At 60.1% G+C, this 14,982-nt stretch carries 18 protein-coding genes; 15 read left to right on the forward strand and 3 right to left on the reverse strand.

Annotated elements, in window-relative coordinates; translation table 11 throughout:
* Positions 1-5: 5 nt before the first annotated feature.
* The 3 genes from LFT44_RS14145 (at position 6) to LFT44_RS14155 (ending at position 2,226) form a co-directional block, all read left to right on the forward strand.
* The gene (locus tag LFT44_RS14145; protein WP_236799072.1) at positions 6-884 is read left to right on the forward strand and encodes a M15 family metallopeptidase; all 879 of its coding nucleotides are present in this window, start codon (positions 6-8) and stop codon (positions 882-884) included.
* A gap of 23 nt (positions 885-907) precedes the next feature.
* Positions 908-1,312 (forward strand): large conductance mechanosensitive channel protein MscL, encoded by a 405-nt coding sequence (gene mscL, locus LFT44_RS14150; protein WP_236799073.1) that lies wholly within the window; start codon positions 908-910, stop codon positions 1,310-1,312.
* 251 nt (positions 1,313-1,563) lie between these two features.
* Complete coding sequence (locus tag LFT44_RS14155; protein ID WP_236799074.1) at positions 1,564-2,226, forward strand: methyltransferase family protein; 663 nt, start codon at positions 1,564-1,566, stop codon at positions 2,224-2,226.
* Positions 2,227-2,374: 148 nt separating this feature from the next.
* Here LFT44_RS14155 and glmM read toward each other — a convergent pair whose 3' ends face one another.
* From glmM to rplM, 3 genes are all read right to left on the reverse strand, one after another.
* Positions 2,375-3,736 (reverse strand): phosphoglucosamine mutase, encoded by a 1,362-nt coding sequence (gene glmM / locus LFT44_RS14160; RefSeq protein ID WP_236799075.1) that lies wholly within the window; start codon positions 3,734-3,736, stop codon positions 2,375-2,377.
* Between the two features lie 129 nt (positions 3,737-3,865).
* Positions 3,866-4,369, reverse strand: a complete 504-nt coding sequence (rpsI, locus tag LFT44_RS14165; protein ID WP_236799076.1) for a 30S ribosomal protein S9 — start codon at positions 4,367-4,369, stop codon at positions 3,866-3,868.
* A gap of 38 nt (positions 4,370-4,407) precedes the next feature.
* Positions 4,408-4,851, reverse strand: coding sequence for a 50S ribosomal protein L13 (gene rplM / locus LFT44_RS14170; protein ID WP_043454696.1), 444 nt, complete (start codon positions 4,849-4,851; stop codon positions 4,408-4,410).
* Positions 4,852-5,162: 311 nt separating this feature from the next.
* Here rplM and LFT44_RS14175 point away from each other — a divergent pair, with 311 nt between their 5' ends.
* From LFT44_RS14175 to LFT44_RS14230, 12 genes are all read left to right on the forward strand, one after another.
* Positions 5,163-5,810: a prepilin peptidase gene (locus LFT44_RS14175; RefSeq protein ID WP_236799077.1), complete on the forward strand. Its 648-nt coding sequence runs from the start codon at positions 5,163-5,165 to the stop codon at positions 5,808-5,810.
* Positions 5,811-6,086: 276 nt separating this feature from the next.
* Entirely contained in the window at positions 6,087-6,284 is a 198-nt protein-coding gene (locus tag LFT44_RS14180) for a Flp family type IVb pilin (RefSeq protein WP_236799078.1), read from the forward strand.
* 86 nt (positions 6,285-6,370) lie between these two features.
* Positions 6,371-6,763, forward strand: coding sequence for a TadE/TadG family type IV pilus assembly protein (locus LFT44_RS14185; protein ID WP_236799079.1), 393 nt, complete (start codon positions 6,371-6,373; stop codon positions 6,761-6,763).
* Positions 6,751-7,776 (forward strand): pilus assembly protein TadG-related protein, encoded by a 1,026-nt coding sequence (locus LFT44_RS14190; protein WP_236799080.1) that lies wholly within the window; start codon positions 6,751-6,753, stop codon positions 7,774-7,776. Before LFT44_RS14185 ends, LFT44_RS14190 begins: the two co-directional genes overlap by 13 nt.
* Positions 7,777-7,793: 17 nt before the next feature.
* Positions 7,794-8,570: a Flp pilus assembly protein CpaB gene (gene cpaB, locus LFT44_RS14195; RefSeq protein ID WP_236799081.1), complete on the forward strand. Its 777-nt coding sequence runs from the start codon at positions 7,794-7,796 to the stop codon at positions 8,568-8,570.
* Entirely contained in the window at positions 8,567-9,766 is a 1,200-nt protein-coding gene (locus LFT44_RS14200; protein WP_236799082.1) for an AAA family ATPase, read from the forward strand. Before cpaB ends, LFT44_RS14200 begins: the two co-directional genes overlap by 4 nt.
* A complete protein-coding gene (locus LFT44_RS14205) occupies positions 9,763-11,169 on the forward strand; it encodes a CpaF family protein (RefSeq protein WP_236799083.1) in 1,407 nt (468 codons plus the stop codon). Before LFT44_RS14200 ends, LFT44_RS14205 begins: the two co-directional genes overlap by 4 nt.
* Positions 11,170-11,171: 2 nt before the next feature.
* Positions 11,172-12,119, forward strand: coding sequence for a type II secretion system F family protein (locus tag LFT44_RS14210; RefSeq protein ID WP_236799084.1), 948 nt, complete (start codon positions 11,172-11,174; stop codon positions 12,117-12,119).
* A 10-nt stretch (positions 12,120-12,129) separates the two neighbouring features.
* Positions 12,130-13,008, forward strand: a complete 879-nt coding sequence (locus LFT44_RS14215) for a type II secretion system F family protein (protein ID WP_236799085.1) — start codon at positions 12,130-12,132, stop codon at positions 13,006-13,008.
* A gap of 246 nt (positions 13,009-13,254) precedes the next feature.
* Positions 13,255-13,458 carry a Flp family type IVb pilin gene (locus LFT44_RS14220; RefSeq protein ID WP_236799086.1) on the forward strand — a complete coding sequence of 68 codons (204 nt, stop codon included), beginning with the start codon at positions 13,255-13,257 and terminating at the stop codon, positions 13,456-13,458.
* 89 nt (positions 13,459-13,547) lie between these two features.
* The gene (locus tag LFT44_RS14225; protein ID WP_236799087.1) at positions 13,548-13,922 is read left to right on the forward strand and encodes a TadE/TadG family type IV pilus assembly protein; all 375 of its coding nucleotides are present in this window, start codon (positions 13,548-13,550) and stop codon (positions 13,920-13,922) included.
* On the forward strand, positions 13,910-14,959 hold the full coding sequence (locus LFT44_RS14230) for a TadE/TadG family type IV pilus assembly protein (protein ID WP_236799088.1): 1,050 nt from the start codon (positions 13,910-13,912) through the stop codon (positions 14,957-14,959). Before LFT44_RS14225 ends, LFT44_RS14230 begins: the two co-directional genes overlap by 13 nt.
* Positions 14,960-14,982 lie beyond the last annotated feature (23 nt).

Raw genomic sequence — 14,982 nt, forward strand, 5'->3', positions numbered from 1 at the left:
CACAGGTGTGCTACCAATGCGGCTCCCCCAGCCGGCGCAGCTTCTCCCGCTTCCTCGCAGCGGGGGCCGGGCTGACTGTCCTGGCAGCCTGCACACCCGAGGCACCCAAGGCGGTGGCGCCGTCGTCGTCCACTGCTTCCTCCGCCGCGCCCTCACCTTCAGCCGTCACAGCGTCGGCGGGCCCGACGCCGGACGCCGCCACGGTGGGCCAGTCACCCGAGGTGCCGTCCCCCACACCGTCGCCGTCGCCGTCGCCGTCGCCGTCGGCCACCTTGGCGCGGCAGTTTTCGCTGGATGACCCGGCCAGCCCGTGGGTAATCGTGAACAAGCACCGGCCGTTGAAGCCGGCGGACTATGTGCCGGCTGACCTGGTCCGGCCCGCCGTCGCGATTTCCGCCGTGGGTGAAGCCGCCCTGCTGAACAACACGACGGCGGCGGCTGCCGAGGCGATGTTCGCAGCGGCCGCGCGGGACGGCGTGGCGATGGTCCTGGCCAGCGGCTACCGCTCGTACAACACGCAGGTGACCACCTACAACGGGTACGTGGCGGCACGGGGCCAGGCCGACGCGGACACCGCCAGCGCGCGGCCCGGCCACTCTGAGCACCAGACAGGGTGGGCGTTCGACATCGGCGACGGTGGCGGCTCGTGCAGCTTCGAGCCGTGCTTCGCTGACCAGCCTGCGGCTTCCTGGGCGAAGGCGAACGGGCACCGGTTCGGGTTCGTGGTGCGGTACCCGTGGATGCTGCACCCCATCACCGGGTATTACTACGAGCCGTGGCACCTGCGGTACGTGGGAGTGGAGGCGGCCACGGACATGCTGAACCGCGGCGTCGGCACGCTCGAGGAATACTTCGGCCTCGAAGCGGCGGCCGGGTATCTGTAAGGGCGTGCGTTAGGTTGGATTCCATGCTTAATGGATTCAAAAACTTCATCATGAAGGGCAATGTGGTTGACCTTGCGGTCGCCGTGGTCATGGGTACTGCGTTCGGTGCGGTGGTGACGGCGCTGGTGAACAAGGTGCTGATGCCCTTCGTCTCCGGCCTGGTAGGGGCGCCCAATTTCGACAGCTTCGCGAGGGTGGAGCTGAACGGCAACGCCATTGAGTTCGGGGTGCTGCTGACTGCGGTGGTGAACTTCCTGCTGATTGCTGCAGCCATCTACTTTGTGGTGGTGATGCCGATGAACATCATGATCGAGCGCCGGAACCGCCGGCTGGGGATCAATAAGGACGTGAAGAAGGACGCCGCCGAGGATCCGCAGGTGGCGCTGCTGACCGAGATCCGGGATGCGCTGAAAGAACGTTCCCTGTAAGTCTTGTTGCAGCAAAGTGGCCCGTCTCCCCTGGGAGGCGGGCCACTCTTTTGCTGCGCCTAGTTGGAGGCGAGCTCCAGCGCGAGCGTCCTGGTTACTGCGGAGTTTGCTCAGGATCGGGGCAATTTATGGGAAAGAACCCCACTAAGCTCCCGAGTCCTATTAGGCTCATCGCACCGCCACCTCGACGAGGAGCCCGCGGAACTGTGACTGCAGATTTTAGGTCTGCAACTCTCTGGAAGGCTTTTTGGATGAAACTTCGCGAGGAGTCAACGTCAATTGACATTGAACGGGTAATCCTTGTCCCGATCATGGCGCTCTTGCTATTGTCGGCCGTCGCCGCGCTATTTTCGGGCTCAAAGGTCGCTTCGACTTCTGCCCTGGTCACCGCGTTGCACGTCGCCTACCAAGTGCTGATGACTGTCTTCTATCTGATGGCGGTCTTCTTCCTTCTAACCAGGAATTCTGCAAGTGCTCGGAGCGGTCGGATTGCTCCCACAGTCGCAGCATACGTCGGGAGCTTCCTGCCTTTCCTGTTCTCGTTTGCGGGTGGGTCTGAAGTATCTGAGGGTCAAGCTTTGTTTGCGGTGGGGCTCATGACCGTGGGAATGGTCTTTACTGTCTGGTCCTTGATGACCCTCGGCAAGAGCTTCGGGGTAGAGCCCCAAGTAAGAACGCTGGTGCAAAGCGGGCCCTATCGGCTGATTCGCAACCCTCTTTATGTCGGGGAGATGGTGACTCTGATCGGAGCAGTTTGCTTAAGTCCCACGTTGTTGAAGACAGTAATCCTTGTGGCACTGGCAGTCATTCAGGCGTACCGGGCAATCGAGGAGGAGCAGTTACTAGCGGATAACTTGCCCGAATACGCCGCATACAAACTGCGGACCACACGGTTTGTGCCTGGTCTGTTCTGACCATGCTGCTTGTGTTGCCGATACGGCTAGCAGGGGAGGGAGCTAATCCAAATCCGCAACTCCCTCAGGGAGCACGCCGTCTGAACTGCACACTAAACGCCAAAGTGGCCCGTCTCCCTGTGGGAGGCGGGCCGCTTTTTTGCTGCGTTTAGTTGGAGGCCAGTTCCAGCGCGAGTTCTGTCCGGACCACCTGGGCCAGGTGCTCGGCGATGGACTGCGCGGTCTCTTCGTCCGCGGCCTCCACCATCACGCGGACCACGGGCTCGGTCCCGGACGGGCGGAGCAGGACGCGGCCGGTTTCACCGAGCGCAGCTTCCGCCGCCGCAACGGCCTGGGCCAGGACCTCGTTGCTGCGCACGCCGCTACGGTCCACGCCCTTGACGTTAATAAGCACCTGCGGGAGCTTGGTCATCACGGTGGCCAGCTCCTTGAGCGGCTTTCCGGTGAGGGCCACCTGCGCGGCCAGCTGCAGACCGGTAAGGAGGCCGTCGCCGGTGGTTGCGTGGTCGGAGAAGATGACGTGGCCGGACTGTTCGCCGCCCAGGTTGTAGCCGCCGTCGCGCATGCCTTCAAGGACGTACCGGTCCCCCACCGCGGTTTCCACGATGGTGATGCCCGCCTCGCGGAGGGCGATCTTGAGGCCCAGGTTGCTCATGACGGTAACCACCAGGACGTCGTCCCTGAGCTTGCCGGACTTCTTGAGCGCTACGGCAAGGATCGCCATGATCTGGTCGCCGTCCACCTCGTTGCCTTCGTGGTCCACGGCGAGGCAGCGGTCCGCGTCGCCGTCGTGGGCGATGCCCAGGTTGGCGCCGTACTTGACCACGGCTTCCTTGAGCGGGCCGAGGTGGGTGGAGCCGACGCCGTCATTGATGTTCAGGCCGTCGGGGTCCGCGCCGATGACGATGACATCCGCGCCGGCGTCCTTGAAGAGCTGGGGTGAGCAGCCGCTGGCGGCGCCGTTGGCGCAGTCGAGCACCACGGTGAGGCCGTCGAGGCGGTGCGGCAGCGTGCGGAGCAGGTGGACGATGTAGCGGTCCTCGGCGTCGGAGAAGCGCTGGATGCGGCCCACGTCGGCGCCGGTGGGGCGGACGGCTTCCTTGCTCATCTGGGCTTCGATTGCGTCCTCCACCTCGTCCGGCAGCTTCTGGCCGCCGCGGGCGAAGAACTTGATGCCGTTGTCCGGCGCCGGGTTGTGGGAGGCGGAGATCATGACGCCGAAGTCGGCATCCAGGTCTGCGACCAGGTAGGCAGCGGCGGGGGTGGGCAGGACACCCGCATCGTAGACGTCGATGCCTGAGCTGGAGAGGCCGGCTTCCACGGCGGCGGCGATGAATTCGCCGCTGGCTCGCGGGTCCCGGGCCAGCACGGCGCGGGGCCTTGCTCCGTTTGCAGCACGGTCATGGCCGAGCACGACGGCGGCCGCCTGGGCCAGCTGCAGGGCCAGTTCTGCTGTCAGCAGGCCGTTGGCCAGCCCCCGGACACCATCTGTTCCAAATAATCTAGACACCGGTCAAGTGTAGAGGATGGGCGCGGAGCGGGTTGAAACGGCTGGCCAGCGGCGGTTTTGCGGGCTCCCAGGTTAAACGGCAGAAGCCCGCCCCGCCAAACGGCGGGACGGGCTTCTGTGCAAGCGGATTTAGCGCTTGGAGTACTGCTGGGCCTTACGGGCCTTCTTGAGACCGGCCTTCTTACGCTCGATGACACGGGCGTCGCGGGACAGGTAACCGGCCTTCTTCAGGGTGGGGCGGTTGTTCTCGACGTCGATCTCGTTCAGTGAACGGGCGATGCCGAGGCGCAGTGCGCCGGCCTGGCCGGAGATGCCGCCACCGTGGATGCGGGCGATGACGTCGTAGGCGCCTTCGAGATCAAGGATCTTGAAGGGCTCGTTGACGTCCTGCTGGTGCAGCTTGTTCGGGAAGTAGTTCGCCAGCTCGCGGCCGTTGATGGTCCACTTGCCGGTGCCGGGCACAACGCGAACGCGTGCAACGGCTTCCTTACGGCGGCCAACAGCTGCGCCGGCAACGGTCAGTGCCGGGCGCTCCTTCTTGGGAGCAGCTTCTGAAGCTGAGCTCTCAGAGGTGTAGCTGGTCAGGTTTTCCTCGGCCTCGACGACCTCGGTGGTCTCTTCGTTCTGAGCCACGATTCTCCTTGTATAGATAAGTTGTTTGGTGGCCAGGACTACTGGGCGACCTGGGTGATTTCGAAAGTCTTGGGCTGCTGGGCGGCGTGCGGGTGCTCAGCACCGCGGTACACCTTCAGCTTGCCGAGCTGCTGGGCAGCAAGGGAGTTCTTGGGGAGCATGCCCTTGATGGCCTTCTCAACGGCGCGGACCGGGTTGGTTTCCAGCAGTTCCGCGTAGTTGACGGAGGTCAGGCCGCCCGGGTAACCGGAGTGGCGGTATGCCCGCTTCTGCTCCAGCTTGGCACCGGTCAGGGCTACCTTTTCAGCGTTGATGATGATGACAAAGTCGCCCATGTCCATGTGGGATGCGAAAGTGGCCTTGTGCTTGCCGCGCAGCAGGATTGCGGTCTGGCTTGCAAGACGACCAAGGACAACGTCGGTGGCGTCAATGACGTGCCACTGGCGGTTGATATCGCCGGGCTTCGGGGTGTACGTACGCACGGTGTTTGCCTCGTTCTTGTTCTGGCGTTCTTGTTTAGGTGTCGCTAGCTCGCGCACCTACTGTCTGCGCGCTACCGGAACAGAGGTGAGGGCTCCATGTAACCAGTCATCCTGAAGTTCCGAATGTGCACGTTGAGTAGTTATCCTGCAACCGGATTCTCAAGCGGGCACGCACCATCGGAATAGGACACGCACAACGACTACCAAGATTAGCGCGTCAGGTGCTTCAGGGTCAAAATGAGGTAGCCGGAGGCCGCTGGGGCCTACGTCGGATCAACAACGTAGGGGTAACAGTGTTGTCAGCGGAGAACTTGAGCCCCACCACCGCGCTCCTAGTTCTTGGCGCCGCACTCCTGGGAGCCACCCTCTCCCCCATCGCGGAGTTCCTGATCGCCAAGGTGATTCCGAGGCTCGGTAACGCGCCACGCCTCCAGACAAGAATTACGACGGCGGCACTCACCGGCGTCGCGTGCGCCGCCTTTGCCCTTCATTTTGGCATTTCTTTCGGCCTACCGGCCTTCCTATTCCTAGCGGTATTAGGCGTGCAGCTGGCACGGATAGATGTAGCACTCCATCTGCTGCCCAATCCCCTCGTACTGACACTTTTAGCCGGCGGTCTTTTACTTCTTTTATTGCCAGGAGTATTTGGTAAGCAATCTGAGGATGTGCTTCGCGCAGCCCTGGGAGCCGTCATCTTGTTTGCCGGCTACCTGATGTTGGGACTTATTTCGCCCGGCGGCATTGGAATGGGCGATGTGAAGCTTGCCGCGCCTGTCGGTCTTTATCTGGGGTACCTAGGCTGGGGCCACCTCCTCTACGGCGGCCTCTTAGGGTTCATCCTGAATGGCGTCGTCACCGTGCTTATAGTCAGCAGAAAAGGCCGAAATAACGCCACTGAAGTGGCCCACGGCCCCTCGATGCTCGGCGCCCTTGCTGCCGTCACGTTCTTCATTGCCTAGTCTGCATCGCCGCACTTCATTCCGGCGCCGCCGCCTTTCCAGGCAGCAACCCAAGTAGTCCTCCGCGTACCTGCAAACGCCGGCTGAGTACTGGCCCACTTTTTCGAGTACGTACTTTTAGCCCTCCCCCGAAAATTCGAGTACCACTACGCATTGTTGCCGCACGACCCCCAGTGACAATCTCTTCTTAGCGAAGTCCAGCCGCTAAAGAATTATGGGGGCAGCTGGAAATTCGTTGAAATCAATAATCCGTTTCACCGAATTAAGGAAAATAAAATGACTTCTCTCATGGTCTCAATGACTGCTTTCATCGCCGGCGTCAAGGATCGCCTGCTGGGCGAAGAAAAGGGCGCAACTGCCGTTGAATACGGTCTGATGGTCGCCCTCATCGTCATCGCTGCAATCGTCGGCATCACCGCCGTCGGCACCAACCTGCAGCAGCTGTTCCAGACGGACATCGCCGGCCGGCTCTAGAAGCCTCTACAAAACTCGCCGAATTGATGGCGGCTCCCAGGCCATCTGGGAGCCGCCATTGTTCTTTCAGGACGAAGGATTGACACATGGGCAAGAGGAACGAAGAGGGCGCCGCTGCCGTCGAGTTCGCACTCATACTTCCGGTGCTGCTACTCATCTTGATTGGCATCATCGAGTTCTCCTTGGCCTTCAACGCACAGCTGTCGCTGAACCAAGCAGCTCGCGAAGGGGCTCGGTACATGGCCATCCACAACAACTCGAGTGATGCCGCTACCGCGGCCAGCAACGCCGCCGGCAGGTTGGCACCTGCTTCAGTGAGCACCACATTTTCTGTGACAGGCGGGGGAACGGCCTGTTCTGCCGGCAAGCAGGTGACCGCAACAACCAGCTACACACTCACTACCGTCACGGGCTTCCTCGACGGGTTCACAGGCAACATTGTCATGACAGGCAAAGGAACAATGTCATGCGGGGGCTAAACAGTAGTTCTGAAAATGAACGCGGCGCCACCGCCGTAATGGTGGCGTTCATGATGGTGATGCTCCTCAGTTTTGGTGCCATCGCCGTCGATGTTGGCGGGATGTATGCGGAGAAGGCCGTAACGCAGAACGGAGCGGATGCGGCAGCCCTGGCGGTTGCGCAGAAATGCTCCAAAAACGAAGCCGATCCCGCGTGCGTTACTGGCTCGTCACTTTCGCCTACCCTGGCCAATGCCAATGCCAAAGACAACCTCACTAATGTGGCGTCGACTGTCGTGGACAAACCAGCCGGAAAGGTCACGGTTACTACGAACGCCCAAGACTCCTCCGGGGTCCATTTCTCGACATTCTTCGCCAGGATCTTCGGAACCGACACGACAAATATCAGCGCCGTGGCCGAGGCGAGATGGGGAGGCGCCAAATCGGGTGACATCTTCCCGATTGCCTTCTCTGAATGCGAAGTCGACCTCAGCACGTCAGGTGACGGTGCCATGCAATTCCTGCTCTCCCACGGGACGGGGGCTGGCAAGAAAGATACCTGCCACAGCACCGCCTCTGGGCTTGAGATTCCAGGCGGCTTTGGCTGGTTGGTAACGAGCGGCACCTGCACCGTCAAAGTTGACCTGGCATCCCCGTGGGTATCAAGCAATACCGGAAACAATCCCGAGGCCGGCTGCAGCGACATTCTTCAAGGCTGGAAGAACAAGCTCGTCGCAGGGCAGAAGGTGGTAGCGCTGCTGCCGGTTTTCGATCAGACAAGCGGTACGGGCACTGGCTCCAAATTCCACCTGCGAGCCTTTGCTGCCATCGATATTGCCGGCTGGGACCTGGCCAATCAGGATCCATTCCACTACATGCCTGCTTCCGCTCAGGCATTCAAGGATGCGGGTGGCTGGAAGAGCAGCGACCTCGGCATCGTCGGAAAGTTCGTGCGCTACGTCGCCCTGGATGAGGCGTTCGACGTAGGCGGGCCTACCACCTACGGCGGAAACGTCGTAGAGCTCACCAAATAAGACATAAGGAGAATCTCTTGAAAACAAGGCTGCTGGGGGGCCTGGCAGCACTGCTCTTGGCAATTGTCGGATCTGTACTGATGTTCAACTACGCACAGGCTGCCGACAGCCGAGCACAGCAAGGCCTAGATCCCGTCGAAGTACTCGTCGTTCAAAAGGCAATTCCCGCAGGGACACCCGTTGCGGATCTTGCCCAATCCGTAAAGCTGACATCTCTTCCCGGCGCGGCAGTGCCCAAAGATGTCGTCACGTCGCTCTCAGACTTTCCCGGCAAGGTCACCTCTGTCGCCCTAGAGCCGGGTGAGCAGCTTTTAGCACCGCGGCTGGTTGACCCGAATGCCTTGGCGGCCCCTGGAACAGTACCGGTTCCCAAGGGCATGGAAGAGCTTACCCTTCTGCTGGAACCGCAACGCATCCTGGGAGGGCAGCTCAAGGCCGGAGACACCGTTGGGGTCTATACCTCTTACAAGCTGGATGATGCAGCAGCAGCCAGTGCGCCTGTCGGAAACGACGTAAAAGGATTCAAGGAGTTTACAAAACTGGCGTTCCAAAAAGTGTTGGTAACCAGCGTGCAGCAGGCACCTGCCGAAACGTCAAAGAAGGACTCTAATTCGTCATCTGACGGGCCGGCCCTCCCGTCGGGCTCCGTTTACGTGACGCTGGCCCGCGAAGACATCGATGCCACGCAAATCGTGTTCGCGTCAGAGTTCGGAAAGGTCTGGCTGTCGAAGGAGAACAGCGACTCCAAGGACGGCAACCCAGGTGTAATAACCCTCGGAAAGGTCTCGCAATGAGCCGCTTCGTTCTCGTCACCGCATCACAGGATTTCCAGCGCAAAGTATCCCAGGCCGTACGCGGAGCGCTTCACGGTTCAGTTCAGGTGCTGCCACCCTCAGTTTTGTTGGGCGGTCCGCAGGAGCTCTTTGACCGACTCACAGGCGAACCGCCTGAAGTATTGATCCTCGGCCCAGGCCTGCCAGAGGACGATGCCCTAAAACTCGCGACCGTGTTCGACCTTCAGTTTCCGGAAATCAGCCTGGTTCTCGTCGAAGACACGGAACCCGAGCAAGTAATCACCGCAATGCGCGCCGGCATCAGGGATATCGTCAGCCCGAGCGCAGATGCAGACCAACTGCGAATTCTCCTCGAGCGTGCCTGCCTTGCTTCTGCCGGTAGGCGCCGGGGGCTGGTAGCGGCAGCGGGACCAGAACGTGCTCCCGGCCGCGTCATTGCCGTAATGTCACCGAAAGGCGGCGTCGGCAAGACAACCGTAGCCACCAATCTGGCCATCGGCCTGGGCAAGATCGCTCCCATGGGCGTGGTCATCGTCGACTTGGACGTCCAATTTGGAGATGTGGCAAGCGGTCTCCTCTTGGAACCCGAACACACACTAAAAGATGCTGTCAGTGGTGCGGCTTTCCAGGACTCGATGGTCCTGAAGGCCTTCCTCACAGTACATCCCAGTGGAATCTACGCACTATGTGCGCCCAGTAGCCCCAGCGAAGCAGACCACATCAGTGGAGAGGCGGTTAGCCACCTGCTTAGCCAGATGGCCGCTGAATTCCAGTACGTGATCGTGGATACAACCCCGGGACTTGGCGAGCACGTCTTGGCAACTTTGGAGCAAGCCACCGATGCTGTCTGGGTTTGTGGAATGGACGTACCAAGCATCCGGGGGCTTCACACTAGTTTCTCAATCCTGCGCGAGCTGCAGCTTATGCCACAGGGAAGGCACGTGGTACTCAATTTTGCTGATCGCAGGAGTGGACTGACTGTCCAAGATGTAGAGGCCACCATAGGTGTTCCCGTCGACACGGTCATTCCGCGTTCCCGCGCTGTCCCCTTTTCCACAAACAAAGGGGTTCCTCTTCTACAGGAGTCCTCTCGCGACGCGGCAGCTCGAGCTTTCGGAAAACTCATAGAACGCTTCGACCCGAAGCGAAGCGCACAACCCCAAAGAAAAGTACATCGTCGGATGGTGATCTCATGAGCCTGGCAGAACGACTTCAAGCGGCACGCAGTGGTCCGGCCCCCGCCCAGACTTCTCCATTGCAGGAAACGACTACCCCTACTCTGGAGACAGCAGGTGCCAGCGCGGCACCCGTGGACGCCTTGGCCGGACTCAAGCAACGCGCGGGAAAGGCCCTGTTTGAGCGGCTTGGGGGCCGGCTCACTGATTCCTCGCTCAGCGACGAGGAACTTCGGAAGATTGCGCGCGATGAGCTTAGCACCGTGATCGACGAAGAGCAGGTACCGCTTACGCCGGAAGAACGGCGCCGTTTGATCCGGGACGTGGGAGACGACGTTCTGGGTTACGGCCCTCTCCAGCGGTTCCTGGATGATCCTTCCATCACGGAGATTATGGTCAACAGGCTTGATCAGATCTACGTTGAGCGGGATGGCAAGCTGCTCTTAACGGACAGCCGCTTCAGCAGCGAGGAACACCTCCGCAAAGTCATCGAGCGCATCGTCGCAAAGGTTGGTCGACGTATCGACGAGTCTTCGCCCCTGGTCGACGCACGGTTGGAAGATGGATCCCGTGTCAACGCCATCATCCCGCCGTTGGCTGTGAACGGTTCTTCGCTGACTATCAGGAAGTTCAGCAAAGTTCCGCTAACCGTCCAGAACCTAATCGATTTCGGTACTTTGACGCCACAAATGGCAGAGCTTCTCGATGCCTGCGTTCGGGCAAAGCTCAACATCATCGTTTCCGGGGGCACCGGCACCGGCAAGACGACGCTCCTCAACGTGCTGTCGTCGTTCATCCCGGCGGACGATCGCATCGTCACCATTGAAGATGCCGTTGAATTGCAGCTGCAGCAAAGTCACGTGGTCAGGCTGGAAAGCAGGCCCCCGAACATTGAGGGCAAGGGGGCAGTCACGATCCGTGAGCTGGTCCGCAACTCCCTTCGCATGCGCCCTGACCGCATCGTCGTAGGCGAGGTTCGAGGAGGGGAAAGCCTGGATATGTTGCAGGCCATGAATACAGGACACGATGGCTCCATATCGACGGTCCATGCAAACTCCCCCCGGGACGCGATCGCCCGGCTGGAGACGCTGGTTCTTATGGCCGGCATGGACCTGCCCCTGCGGGCCATTCGCGAGCAAGTCTCATCCGCGGTTAACCTCATCGTGCACCTTTCGCGCTTGCGGGACGGCACGCGCCGGGTTACACACATCACCGAAGTACAGGGAATGGAAGGGGAAATTGTCACTCTCCAAGACGCCTTCGTCTTTGACTACAGCGCTGGTGTTGACAGATATGGCAGGTTCCTTGGCCAGCCGGTTTCCACTGGCATCCGTCCTCGTTTCATAGATCACTTTGCCGAGCTTGGGATTTCGGTGTCGCCAGGCATCTTTTCCGGCACCACAGCACAGCTGGCGAGGCGGTAATCATGCATGGTCAAGAGATTTTCCTTGCCGGCGTGGTCCTCCTGGGAACCTCACTCGCTACTGCGGTACTCGTCGTCTTCAAACCGGCGAGCGGTTCTCTGCCGATAAGCAGGCGGCGGCCGCTCGGTACAACAGAACAGACAGCGATAAGCCGTGCTGCCTCTTCTGCCGTGCAACTCACCGAAAGGTTACTGGCCGGAAGAAAAAGCACCACACCCAGATCTAATAGCCTCCTCAGTCTTGCGGGAATTTCTCTTCCCCAAGCGGACTTCGTGGTTCTCGTCGCAGCCGCCACGGCGGTCGGCGGCCTTGCTGGACTGATTCTCCAGGGGGTTGGGCTCGGCCTCCTGGTGGCTTTGGCAATTCCAGTGGTGGCAAGAGTCGGCTTGTCGATACTCATTCAGCGGAGGCGGGCCGCTTTTGAGGCCCAGTTGGGCGAAACCCTGACCATGATCTCCGGCGGCCTCCGGGCGGGACACAGCGTCCTACGAGCGATTGACGCAGTCGCTCAGGAGGCCAGCGAACCGACCGCAACGGAGTTCTCCCGTGTTGTCAATGAGACACGGCTTGGCCGAGATCTCCAGGATTCACTCAACGAAGTTTCTGTACGTATGAAGAGCGAGGACTTTAGCTGGATGGCCCAGGCCATCGAAATCAATCGGGAAGTCGGTGGAGATCTTGCAGAGGTGTTTGATCAGGTCGGCGAAACTATCCGCGAACGGACTCAGATAAAGGGGACCGTCAAGGCCCTAAGCGCAGAAGGCAAACTAAGCGCCATCATTCTCATGGCACTTCCAGTCCTGCTATTCATTCTGATCGGACTGGCGAACCCCAAATATATGGGGGCACTGACCGGACATCCTGTCGGCTGGATATTGCTGGGCATCGCTGCCGTGATGATGACGATCGGCGGAATCTGGGTTCACAAAATTAGCGATTTGAAATTTTGAGGGGTGAACAGTGCAACCAATAGCCTGGGGCATCATCGCCCTGACAGTAATTCCAGTGTCCTTCCTCGCGTGGTCCTTGATTGTTACAGACCGCAGGTCGCGTGTGCTGATCCAGGGCAACCTGAGCAAGGGAATAGATGTACCCGCCAACGCCGTATCCAGCCAGAACATGGATCTGGAGAGGTTCGCGGCCCGCGTCACGCCCAAAGGTTATGCAGCAAAGCTCGACAGACTGCTTGCATTGGCTGGCCGGCCCGCCGCTATGCCTCTCCCGCGCCTTTTGGTAGCAAAGCCCGCCATCGCGCTGATAGCAGCCATCATCATGATGCTCTTCCTCAGCCGGGGGGCGACACCCCAGTTGGTACTGCTGGCTGTCTTCACCACCATGCTCGGGTACTTCGTCCCCGACTTGCTGATCTACAGTCGGGGTTCCGAGAGGCAAAAAAAGATTCAGCTTGAACTACCGAACACCTTGGATCAAATGTTGATTTCGGTTGAGGCAGGGCTAGGTTTTGAATCGGCAATGGCAAGGGCCGGTCACAACGGAAAAGGTCCCCTTGCCGAGGAACTGATTCGAACCCTTCAAGACATGCAGGTGGGCCGCAGTCGTCGAGACTCGTATACCGCCCTGGCGGATCGCAGCAATGTCCAGGATCTGCGGAACTTCGTTCGAGCAGTTGTACAGGCTGACACTTACGGCATTGCGATAGCAAAGGTTTTGAAAGCCCAAGCCGGAGACATGCGGGTCAAGCGGCGGCAGCGAGCAGAGCACAAAGCAATGAAACTCCCAGTTCTGGTCCTGTTTCCACTCCTGCTCTTCATCTTTCCCGTAATTTTCATCATCATCCTGGGCCCGGCAGTTATCAACATCATCCAAGCCTTCAGCTGATCCACCCCCGCCCGAAAGACCGGACCCCCTCGGCACCCAGAACCGAGGGGGTCCTTTTGCGCGCCGACAAAGTCAGAAAACCCGGCATAGACGCAGAAAAAGCCAAGCAAAAGCGCAGGAAGTGTCCATGGCGTAAAGACTTTGCGCAGGATGCTGCAAGATCCCGTCAAGCGGCCAAATATGCTTGCTAATTTCGTTTCAGTGCTGGTGCAGGGCCAGCCAATCCGTCTCGCTCAGGAGTACAGAATGCTTTCTCTCTACACCAACTTCATGATTCGCCTTCGCAACAGCGAAAAGGGCGCAACCGCCGTCGAATACGGCATCATGGTCGCCCTCATCGCAGTCGTCATCATCGTTGCCGTCACACTGTTGGGTAACAACCTCACGGGTATCTTCAACAATGTCGCCGGCAAGGTATCCCCCACTGTGGCGCCCACGACTGCTCCTTAACACCAACCGCCATCGCCGTTCCGGACCCCATATCGAAACGGCGACACTCTGCCCGGCAGAAACAAGCAATTCAAGAGGAGGAGCAGCAGGTGAGACGTGATTCGGAACGCGGCGCGGCCGCCGTCGAATTCGCGATCCTGCTGCCCCTCCTCTTGATGCTTGTGCTGGGGACCATTGAGTTCGGCCGGGCCTACAACGCGCAAATCACCCTGACCAACGCGGCCCGGGAGGGCGTGCGTGTCATGGCCATCAACAACAGCCCCACCGCTGCCGCAACCGCAGTTCAAAACGCTGCAGCATCGGTAAGCTCAACCCTTCCCTCATCAGCCGTCACTGTGAGCCCCATCACGTGCAGCACGGGCACCCAAGTGACGGTCACCGTCAAGTACACACTTTCCACCATCACCGGAATTGCCGGGCCGTTCGCGATGACGGGCAAAGGAGTCATGCTGTGCGGCGGCTGAAAGTAGTACTGCGAGGCGGCGAGACAACCAACGAACATGGCGCTATTTCGGTGATTGTGGCCATCATGCTGGTGGTCCTGCTCGGCTCCGCGGCCATTGCAGTAGACGTAGGGGTGCTGTATTCGGAGCACGCCCAACTGCAGAACGGCGCAGACGCTGCCGCCATAGGTGTCGCTCAAAAATGCGCCCGGAACTCCGCGGATACCCTATGCACCACATCGACTTTGGCCGCCACGCTTGCCAACCAGAATGCACTGGATGGCACCAGCAACGTCCGCTCCATTGCCTTAGACACGACAGGCCGCAAGGTAGTCGTAAATACAACGGCGGCAGAGAACGGCGCACCCCCCGACTCTGTCTCGCTCTTTTTCGCGGACGTCCTGGGGATTCCGACGGCGAAGGTGGGGGCCAAGTCGTCCGCCGTTTGGGGCAGCCCCAAGGCCGGAACAACTGCGTTCCCCCTGGCCTTCTCCATCTGCCAAGTTAAGGGCTATGCGGACGGCGCCCTCCAACTCCTCCAGGATCACGGTCAAAACGCCAATGCCTCCTGCAACTACGGGCCCTCCGGCGCGGCTGTTGCCGGAGGATACGGATGGTTGAAGCAAGACACGGGTAAGTGCGGTGCCACCATTGACCTCGCGGTGAGCGAAGGCGGCAGCGATCCCGGAAACAATGCTCCAGGTAACTGCGACGCCACGCTGAACAAGTGGGGCGCCGACATTACTGCAGGCCGAAAAGTTATCGTCCTGCTCCCCGTATACAACCAAATCACCGGCACCGGCAACGGAGCAATCTACAGCCTCGTTTCATTTGCTGCATTCGATGTGACGGGCTGGAGGTTCAGCGGCGGTACCGGCCTTCCTTACGAGTTCCAAAGCACCAAGTCAACGGCAACGGGTGTCACCACTGCGACACAGTGCACAGGGAACTGCCGAGGCGTGATCGGCAGGTTCGTGACCTACGTGTCCCTCGCCGACGGCTACACCCTTGGGCCCGTTGACCCTTACGGCGCCACCATCGTCCGCCTCGGCCTCTAGCACTACCCCGATCAGGAGAACAA

It is taken from the genome of Arthrobacter sp. FW306-05-C (genome assembly GCF_021801725.1).
Classification (GTDB): Bacteria; Actinomycetota; Actinomycetes; order Actinomycetales; family Micrococcaceae; genus Arthrobacter.